Genomic DNA, 8,556 nt, shown 5'->3' with positions numbered 1-8,556 from the left:
CGAGCGGGTGCTGATGATGTGGTCATGACGAGCCGACTCGACGGGGTCAGCGCGGGTTGGCCCAGTTGAGCAGCTGGCTCATCGAGATCAGCAGGTCGTCGAGGCGACGCTCCATGCTGTCCAGGCGTGTGTTGATGTTGTCCAGCGAGGCATCGGTGCGCTCCGCCCGAGCCTTGATCGCATGGAACTCTGCCGTGTGCATCTGCTGCATGGTCAGGAGATCGATCATGATCGCCTCGACGTCGCTCACGGACAGGCGGCCCCCAACGCCATGCCCCGAGTAATTGATGGACATGGTGTGAATCCTGTCACGCTATTTCGCGCGAAACGTAAGGAATCGTGTGTCATCGACGTGAACTTGCCTGGACGTGCACCAACTGTTGATCAGAAGAGTCTCTCGGTCGGGTCGTCGAGGCCGCGGAGCGCGTCGTAGTCGACGACCGCGCAGGTGATGCCGCGGTCCTCGGCGAGAACGCGCGCCTGCGGCTTGATCGCCTGGGCTGCGAAGATGCCTCGCACCGGGGCCAGCAGCGGGTCGCGGTTGAGCAGCTCGAGGTAGCGGGTCAGCTGCTCGACACCGTCGATCTCACCACGCCGCTTGATCTCCACGGCGACGGACTTCCCGTCGGCGTCGCGGCACATCAGGTCGACCGGCCCGATCGGGGTGGGGTACTCGCGGCGGACGAGGATCAGACCCTCGCCCAGGGTCGAGGGGTGATCTGCGAGGAGCTCTTGGAGGTGCTTCTCGACGCCGTCCTTCTGCAGGCCGGGGTCGATGCCGAGGTCGTGGGACGTCTCGTGGTGGATCTCATCGATCAGGATGCGCAGGGTGTCGTCTGTCTTGGACGTGACCGTCCATTCGAGGCGGCCGTCGTCGGCCTTGCCCTCCGAGAGGGTGCAGGGCGGCGACATCCAGTTGAGGGGCTTGTAGGAGCCCCCGTCGGAGTGGACCAGCACCGATCCGTCGGCCTTGAGCATCAACACCCTGGTGGCCATCGGGAGGTGGGCGGTGAGCCGCCCCGCGTAGTCGACCTGGCAGGTGGCAACGACGAGTCTCACCGGGAGAACGTATCGCATCACCTCGTGTGAGCAGCGTCACGCCACCGGGGGTTACTCATGGGTAATAAATTTGGCAGTCTTCCTTCGCATGACGGATTCGACCCAGGGTTCCATCCACGACGTGCTCGTGCTGCCCTACCTCAACCACGCCATCCGCATGCTCGAGTCGGGTTACGCCACCGCCACGGACATCGACAACGCCATGTGCTTCGGCTGCGGCTACCCCCAGGGGCCGCTGGCCACGGTCGACGAGATCGGCGCGTCCGCCGTACGTGACGCGCTGCTCGCCCGCTTCGAGGAGACCGGCGACAACCTGCACGAGCCCGCCGACCTGCTCACCAAGATCGCCGGCGAGGCCGGGACGTTCGCCGCGGTGGCCGGGGACCACGTGCCCGCCCCGGAGCTGCGCCGAATGATCGAGAAGGTCGGCGTCGTCGGCACCGGGACGATGGCTTCGGGCATCATCCAGGTCTTCGCCCAGGCCGGGTACGACGTCGTCTTCGTCGGCCGCTCCCAGGAGAAGCTCGACGGGGTCGTCGCCGGCATCACCAAGGCGCTCGACAAAGCCATCGCGAAGGGCCGATCGGACGAGGAGACCAAGGCCGCGGTGCTCGGTCGCCTCACCGGAAGCACCTCGCGAGATGACCTCGGTGAGGCCGACCTGATCGTCGAGGGCATCGCCGAGGACCTCGATGTCAAGACGGAGCTCTTCAAGGATCTCGACCGGATCGCCAAGGCGGGCGCCATCCTGGCCACGACGACCAGCTCGATGCCGATCACCGAGCTCGCCAAGGTCACCGAGCGCCCCGGTGACGTCATCGGGATGCACTTCTTCAACCCGGCGCCGGTCATGAAGCTCGTCGAGGTGGTCACCACCGAGCTCACGTCCCCCGAGGTCGACGAGACCGTGCGCGCCCTGTCCACGGCCGTCAAGAAGGTCCCGGTCTCCTGCGGCGACCGGTCCGGCTTCATCGTCAACGCGCTGCTGTTCCCCTACCTCAACGATGCCGTCAAGCTGCACGAGTCGGGCGTCGCGATGGCGGAGATCGACACCGCGATCAAGGAGACCGCAGCCTTCCCGATGGGCCCCTTCGAGCTCCTCGACGTCGTCGGCAACGACGTGTCGCTGGCCATCCAGACCGAGCTCCGCAACGAGTTCGGCGAGCCCGGCTTCGAGCCCGCCGCCCTCCTGGTCGAGAAGGTCGCGGAAGGCAAGCTCGGCCGCAAGACCGGCGAGGGCTTCCACACCTACTGATCCCGGCCCGGCCGAGAAGTCACGTACGTCGGCCGAGGCGTCACCTACGCGAATCGAGCCGGCACTTCGGTGACGCCTCGGCCTGCGGGAGTGACGCTTCGGCGATCAGGGCCTGGCGTAGCCGCGGCGTACGGCACGTTCCAGGATGCCCAGGGTTGCCCGGATCGACTTCTGGTCGACGACCGGGAAGATCGGCTTCCACTCGGGGAGGGCGATGGACCAGTCGCAGTACGAGGTGACGCGGGTGTCCCCGGAGTCGAGCTGCTCGAGCTCGTAGCCGAAGCGGTGGCCGATCGGCGGCTTGATGGTGCCTTCGATGGTCCATTCGATCGATCGGTCGGGCTCGAAGCCGGTGATGATCACGGTGACGTCGTACTTGCCCAGCGGGTAGTCGCCGAGGGCCTCGCGGTCCATATGGACGACGAACCGATCGCCGACCGCGGTCACTGGCGACCCTTCCGCGGACTGGAGCATGCCGGCGGCATCGATGGCGACGTGGCCGTCGGGGTCGGTGAGAACGGCGAAGATGGCGGTGGGGGAGGCGGGGATGATCCGCTCGGCGTCGATGCGCTCGCTGGTCTGGGTCTCGTCGGTCACAGGGCAGAATCTAGCGGCATCCGGCGTGCCCCGATCACGCCCATGGCAGGATGCGGGCCATGAGTGAGCGCACGATCGAGACAGTCGGAATCGTCGGCCTGGGCACCATGGGTGCCGGGATCGCGGAGGTGTTCGCCCGCAACGGGTTCACCGTCGTCGGGGTGGAGCGGGACGAGGAGGGTCTCGAGCGCGGCAAGGAGCACCTGGCCCACTCGACCGGCCGCGCGGTCAAGCGCGGCAAGCTCAGCCAGGAGGAGCAGGAGGCGCTGCTCGGGCGAATCTCCTTCGCCACCGACGCGACGGCGCTCAAGGACGTCGACATGGTGGTCGAGGCGGTCGTGGAGTCGCTGGAGCTGAAGAAGTCGATCCTGGCCACCCTCGATGACATCGTCGCTCCGGAGACGATCCTGGCGACGAACACCTCGTCGCTGTCGGTGACCGAGATCTCGGCCGCGTCCAAGCACCCCGGGCGCGTCGTCGGGGTGCACTTCTTCAACCCCGCCCCGGTGCAGAAGTTCGTCGAGATCGTACGCACGGTGGTCACCGAGCCCGACGTGCTCGAGGACGCCCGCGAGGTCGTCGGCAAGCTCGGCAAGTCACCGGTGGTCTGCGGCGACCGGGCCGGGTTCATCGCCAACGCGCTGCTCTTCGGCTACCTGAACCACGCCGTCTCGATGTTCGAGGGCCACTACGCCACCCGCGAGGACATCGACACCGCGATGCGGCTGGGCTGCGGCTACCCGATGGGGCCGCTGGCGCTGCTGGACCTGATCGGGCTCGACACCTCCTACGAGATCCTCGACACGATGTACCGCCAGGGTCGCGACCGGCTGCACGCGCCTGCGCCGATCCTGAAGCAGATGGTCACGGCCGGGATGCTCGGGCGGAAGTCGGGTCGCGGCTTCTACACCTACGAGGGCGCCGACTCGCCGATCGTGGTCCCGGACGCCCTCACCCCGAACGCCGACGCCACCCATGAGCTGCGCCGTTCGATCGCGAAGGTCGGCGTCGTCGGCACCGGCACGATGGCATCGGGGATCGTCGAGGTCTTCGCGAAGGGCGGCTACGACGTGACGTACGTCGGGCGCAGCCAGGACAAGGTCGAGGCTGTCGCCGCGCGGATCACCAAGAGCCTCGACAAGGCGATCGGGCGAGGCAAGCTGGAGGAGTCGGCGAAGCCGGAGATCCTCGGTCGGCTTACCGGCACGACCTCGCTGGACGATCTGGCCGACGTCGACATCGTCGTGGAGGCCATCGCCGAGGACCTGGCCATCAAGACCACGCTCTTCGAGAACCTCGACGACATCTGCAAGCAGGGTGCGATCCTGGCGACGACGACCTCGAGCCTGCCGGTCATCGAGCTGGCGAAGGTGACCAAGCGGCCGGCGGACGTCGTCGGGATGCACTTCTTCAACCCGGCGCCGGTCATGAAGCTGGTCGAGGTCGTCTCCACCGTCACCACCTTCGAAGAGGTCGCCGAGACCGTCCGGGCGCTGTGCGCGAACGTCGGCAAGTCGCCGGTCTCGTGCGGGGACCGCGCCGGCTTCATCGTCAACGCGCTGCTCTTCCCCTACCTCAACGATGCGGTCAAGATGCTCGAGGCCCACTACGCGACCGCCGATGACATCGACACCGCGATGAAGCTCGGCTGTGCGCTGCCGATGGGCCCCTTCGAGCTGCTCGACGTGGTCGGCAACGACGTCTCCCTCGCCATCGAGCGAGAGCTCTACCTGGAGTTCCGTGAGCCCGGCTTCGCCCCCGCCCCGCTGCTGGAGCACCTGGTCACCGCGGGCTACCTCGGCCGCAAGACCGGCAAGGGGTTCCGCGACTACTCCTGATGCGGTAGGGACGGCCCCGACCACCGTGGCGCTACGCTGATTGACGTGGGACTACTGATCGCACTTCTCGTCGTCGTCGCGGTGATCGGGACCGTGGTAGTGACCAACAAGCGCACGCAGGCGCGGGCGCTGGAAAAGCAGCGCGCGGAACTGGCGCCGGTCCAGCAGCTCGCCTTCGAGGACGTCACCGCCTTCGGCGAGGAGCTGCAGAAGCTCGACCTCGACATGGCCGGCAAGGAGCTCGACGAGGGCGCCAACGCCGACTACCAGCGTGCCCTGGACGAGTACGAGACGGCCAAGCGCAGCGTTGACAGGATGACCGTTCCCGAAGACGTCAAGCAGATCACCACGATCGTCGAGGACGGCCGCTACGCGGTTGCGTGCGTCAAGGCGCGGGTCGCCGGCGAGCAGCTGCCGAAGCGTCGCCCGCCGTGCTTCTTCGACCCTCGCCACGGCCTCTCGGTCGAGGACGTGGAGTGGGCGCCGCCGGGCGGCACCGCCCGTGACGTACCTGCCTGCGCGCTCGACGCCGAGCGGGTCAAGGCCGGCGCCGAGCCGGACACCCGCAAGGTGATGGTCGGCAACCAGCGCGTGCCCTACTGGCAGGGCGGGCCGGCCTACCGGCCCTACGCCGCCGGCTACTTCGGCGCCTTCTCGCCGATGGACTGGATGTTCGCCGGGCTGATGTTCAGCGCGTTTGGCGGCTTCGACGCCTTCGGGGAGATCGGCGAGGGCATGGGCGACGCGATCGGCGGGATCGGCGAAGGAATGGGCGACATGTTCGGCGGGATCGGCGACAGCATCGGTGACATGTTCGACGGCTTCGATTTCTAGCGGCGTACGCTTCCCCGGTGTCATCACTTCATACGATCGAGCTCGGCGAGACCGGTAGCCGCGTCGTCTTCCTGCACGGACTCTTCGGCCAGGGACGCAACTGGAACACCCTGGGCAAGCAGCTGGCCGACAAGCACCGAGTCACGCTCGTGGACCTGCCCCACCACGGCCGGTCGCCGCAGCCGGACACCTTCGACTACCTCGAGGTGACCGCGTCCGTCGCCGAGCTGCTCTCGGCCGAGGACCCCGTCACCGTGGTCGGCCACTCGATGGGCGGCAAGGTGGCGATGCTGCTCGCGATCACCCGCCCCGAGCTGGTCGCGAAGCTGGTCGTGGCAGACATGTCCCCGGTCGTCTACGAGCGCGTCGGTGGCTTCAAGACCTACGTCGACGCGATGCAGAGTCTCGACCTGGACAGCGTCTCCCGGCGCGAGGAGGCCGATGTCGGCCTGCAGGAGGCGGTGCCCGACCAGACGATCCGCGGCTTCCTGCTGCAGAACCTGCGCCGTGACGGGGACAGCTGGCGCTGGGCGATGAACCTGCCCGTCCTCGGCCGCGATCTCGACCAGATCGGCGACTGGCCGACCGACGAGCTGAAGGCGTATGGGCCGTACGACGGCTCGGTGCTCTGGCTGGCCGGGGAACGGTCGAACTACGTCACCGACGAGTACGCCCCGGCGATGAAGGAATGGTTCCCGCGCTACCGCAAGGTGACGATCAAGGGCGCCGGCCACTGGGTCCACTCCGAGAAGCCGGAGACCTTCCTGGCGGCCCTTCGTCAGTTCCTCGGCGACTGAGACTCTCTGGCGCAGGGGCCGGCGAACACTCCTGCCGCCTGGGCAGTGATCGCGGCCCTCGCGTGGGTGCGGACGTGCTCGTCCGGATCGATGAGCAGGCGAACGGCGAGACCCTGGGTCAGGGCGAAGGCCGCCTCGCTCTTGAGAAGAGGGTCGGTCTCGGCGGTGACCTCGCCGCACTCCACGCCATTTCTCACCGCCTGCGCGATGCGGTCGCGAAGACGCCGGTCGAAGGCCTGTTGGTGCTCGGCCAGGCTCGGGTTGTCGAGCGCGAGTCCTGCAAAGGCGTGCCGGAGGTAGGTCTCGTCCCTGTGGGTGGGGGTCAGCGGGAGCAGCTCCAGCAGCCCTGCTCCCAGCATGTGCTCGATGCGGGCGTGGTCACGTTCCGCGAGGGTGATCGCCCGCGCGACTCGGCTCTCGATGTCGCTCAGCAGGCGACTCAGGGTGTCGGCGAGCAGGGACTCCTTGGAGTCGTAGTAGTGCTGCACCAGGCCCACGGAGATGCCCGCGGTCTTGGCGGTTCCGGCGATCGTCACGGAGCCGAGCCCGGAGGTGAGCGCGAGCTCGCGTACGCCTGTGGTGATCTGGGCTCGTCGGCTGTCGTGGTCTGCGGTCCTGGGCATAGGCAGATGATAACAATATGAACATATGGTTATGCTCGAGGGCATGGATGTTTCTCGACTTCTGGCAGGGGCGTTCGCCGCTTCGGCGTTCGCGATCGTTGCGATGGCCGTTCCGGCCACGGCGGAGGCGCCGACGGATGCGGACGACACCGTGCAGGCATACGTCGAGAGCTGGCGTGAAGCCAACGGCGTGCCCGGCGCGGCGGTCGCGGTCATCGAGGGGGACGAGGTGCGGACGTACGCCTCGGGCGAGGACGGCGACGGCGCTCCGGTCTCCCGGACGACCCCATTCCTGGTGGGATCGGTCGCGAAGACGTTCACCAGCGTGCTGGTCCTCGGCCTGGTCGAGGACGGTCGGATCCGGCTCGACGATCCGGTGAACCGGTCTCTGGAATGGCTGGACGCGCCCACGATGACCGTACGTCAGCTGCTCACCCACACGGCCGGTTACACCGCCGCCGACGGGCTCGCGGTCTCGGAGCGCTTCGACAATGAACCCGGTGCCCTGCGCCGGGCGGCCGGCGACCTCGAGCACCATGGCACGCCGGGGCAGTACGCCTACAACAGCGCCGACTACCTCGTCCTCGGGGCGCTGATCGAGGAGGTGACCGGGCGTTCGTACGCCGCTGTCGCGAAGGAGTCCCTGTTCGAGCCGCTCGGGATGGTGGACACCGCCGCTGGCGCGGACGGCGCCGAGGCGCTCGCACCCGGGCATCGCCATTGGTGGGCCTGGACGCGCGCCTACGATCCGGGTTTCGACGAGTCCGGCGCGCCCTACGGATACGTCACCTCGACGCTCGATGACCTGTCGACCTACGCCCGGGCCCTTCTGGCTGGACACGTGGTGCCGCGCAGTCTGGAGCACGACGCTTGGAGCGTCCAGGAGGTCACGGGGACCGAACGCGGATACGGCTATGGCTGGAGCATCGACGACGGCGAACCCCGCCGCGTCCACCACACCGGTGCCAATCCCGGCTACTTCGCTCACGTCTCGCTGATCCCTGACGAGGGCCGGGCCGTCGTCGTCCTGGCCAACTCCTATGCGGAGAAGCGCGCGCCGAGCCTTGCTGCAGCGGCCGCGGACATCGACGAGATCGCGCACGGTGGGTCGGCCACGGTCAAGGGCGGGGACCCGCTGCTGACGGCCGCGCCCTGGGTGCTGGCTGCGCTGGCATCGATCGGGTTGGGTCTCGTCATGGTCGCGCGCCGGGTCCCGACCTCATCTCGGCTCCGGTGGGTGTGTGCCGCGGTGGCCGGGTCGGCCGCCGCAGCCCTGGCTCTGCTGCCGAAACTGCTGGGCGGCTCGCTAGACTTCGCGATCACCTGGCTGCCCGACTTCGCCGTCGGAGTCGTAGCGGGCGCCGTGACGCTCCTGCTCCTGGCGGCATCCTTTGCGGCCAGCCCTCGACCCCTGCTTCGCCGTACTTCACGCGCCGCGAGTCAAGCGGCGAGGTCGTAGTCGAGAAGTACGTCGCGCAGCACGAACTCTGCCCGGGACAGTGGTGGTGGGTCCGGTGTCCAGGTGTCGGGTGGTGGACTGACGTAGGTGTGTC

Annotated in this window: 9 protein-coding genes; 5 read left to right on the top strand and 4 right to left on the bottom strand. The window is 68.0% G+C overall.

What is annotated here, in order from left to right; translation table 11 throughout:
* Nucleotides 1-46: 46 nt before the first annotated feature.
* Together ABZZ22_RS26305 and nucS are read right to left on the bottom strand one after the other, a co-directional pair.
* Nucleotides 47-295: a hypothetical protein gene (locus ABZZ22_RS26305; protein ID WP_354938277.1), complete on the bottom strand. Its 249-nt coding sequence runs from the start codon at nucleotides 293-295 to the stop codon at nucleotides 47-49.
* An 89-nt stretch (nucleotides 296-384) separates the two neighbouring features.
* Nucleotides 385-1,059: an endonuclease NucS gene (gene nucS, locus ABZZ22_RS26300; RefSeq protein WP_354938274.1), complete on the bottom strand. Its 675-nt coding sequence runs from the start codon at nucleotides 1,057-1,059 to the stop codon at nucleotides 385-387.
* A gap of 88 nt (nucleotides 1,060-1,147) precedes the next feature.
* Between nucS and ABZZ22_RS26295 the strand changes: the two genes are divergently transcribed.
* Nucleotides 1,148-2,314, top strand: coding sequence for a 3-hydroxyacyl-CoA dehydrogenase NAD-binding domain-containing protein (locus ABZZ22_RS26295; protein WP_354938271.1), 1,167 nt, complete (start codon nucleotides 1,148-1,150; stop codon nucleotides 2,312-2,314).
* A gap of 105 nt (nucleotides 2,315-2,419) precedes the next feature.
* Here ABZZ22_RS26295 and ABZZ22_RS26290 read toward each other — a convergent pair whose 3' ends face one another.
* Complete coding sequence (locus ABZZ22_RS26290; protein WP_354938268.1) at nucleotides 2,420-2,911, bottom strand: polyketide cyclase; 492 nt, start codon at nucleotides 2,909-2,911, stop codon at nucleotides 2,420-2,422.
* Nucleotides 2,912-2,970: 59 nt separating this feature from the next.
* Between ABZZ22_RS26290 and ABZZ22_RS26285 the strand changes: the two genes are divergently transcribed.
* The 3 genes from ABZZ22_RS26285 to ABZZ22_RS26275 are packed head-to-tail and all read left to right on the top strand — an operon-like array spanning nucleotide 2,971 to nucleotide 6,380.
* The gene (locus tag ABZZ22_RS26285) at nucleotides 2,971-4,749 is read left to right on the top strand and encodes a 3-hydroxybutyryl-CoA dehydrogenase (RefSeq protein ID WP_354938265.1); all 1,779 of its coding nucleotides are present in this window, start codon (nucleotides 2,971-2,973) and stop codon (nucleotides 4,747-4,749) included.
* Between the two features lie 45 nt (nucleotides 4,750-4,794).
* A complete protein-coding gene (locus tag ABZZ22_RS26280) occupies nucleotides 4,795-5,583 on the top strand; it encodes a hypothetical protein (protein ID WP_354938262.1) in 789 nt (262 codons plus the stop codon).
* Nucleotides 5,584-5,600: 17 nt separating this feature from the next.
* Nucleotides 5,601-6,380, top strand: a complete 780-nt coding sequence (locus ABZZ22_RS26275) for an alpha/beta fold hydrolase (RefSeq protein ID WP_354938259.1) — start codon at nucleotides 5,601-5,603, stop codon at nucleotides 6,378-6,380.
* On the opposite strand, the gene ABZZ22_RS26270 is transcribed toward ABZZ22_RS26275, so the two are convergent.
* On the bottom strand, nucleotides 6,362-7,003 hold the full coding sequence (locus tag ABZZ22_RS26270) for a TetR/AcrR family transcriptional regulator (protein WP_354938256.1): 642 nt from the start codon (nucleotides 7,001-7,003) through the stop codon (nucleotides 6,362-6,364). The genes ABZZ22_RS26275 and ABZZ22_RS26270 overlap by 19 nt on opposite strands.
* Before the next feature lie 43 nt (nucleotides 7,004-7,046).
* On the opposite strand from ABZZ22_RS26270, the gene ABZZ22_RS26265 reads away from it, so the two are divergent.
* Nucleotides 7,047-8,462, top strand: coding sequence for a serine hydrolase domain-containing protein (locus ABZZ22_RS26265; RefSeq protein WP_354938253.1), 1,416 nt, complete (start codon nucleotides 7,047-7,049; stop codon nucleotides 8,460-8,462).
* Nucleotides 8,463-8,556 lie beyond the last annotated feature (94 nt).

It is taken from the genome of Nocardioides sp. NPDC006273 (genome assembly GCF_040613495.1).
Lineage (GTDB): Bacteria > Actinomycetota > Actinomycetes > Propionibacteriales > Nocardioidaceae > Nocardioides.
Note: the sequence above shows the minus strand (reverse complement) of the source record. Positions and strands in the feature narration are given on the sequence as shown.

Excerpts from the sequence above, each read along its gene's own strand:
- ABZZ22_RS26270 (WP_354938256.1), bottom strand. The coding sequence starts at position 7,003 with ATGCCCAGGACCGCAGACCACGACAGCCGACGAGCCCAGATCACCACA.
- ABZZ22_RS26305 (WP_354938277.1), bottom strand. The coding sequence starts at position 295 with ATGTCCATCAATTACTCGGGGCATGGCGTTGGGGGCCGCCTGTCCGTG.
- ABZZ22_RS26265 (WP_354938253.1), top strand. The coding sequence starts at position 7,047 with ATGGATGTTTCTCGACTTCTGGCAGGGGCGTTCGCCGCTTCGGCGTTC.
- ABZZ22_RS26285 (WP_354938265.1), top strand. The coding sequence starts at position 2,971 with ATGAGTGAGCGCACGATCGAGACAGTCGGAATCGTCGGCCTGGGCACC.
- ABZZ22_RS26295 (WP_354938271.1), top strand. The coding sequence starts at position 1,148 with ATGACGGATTCGACCCAGGGTTCCATCCACGACGTGCTCGTGCTGCCC.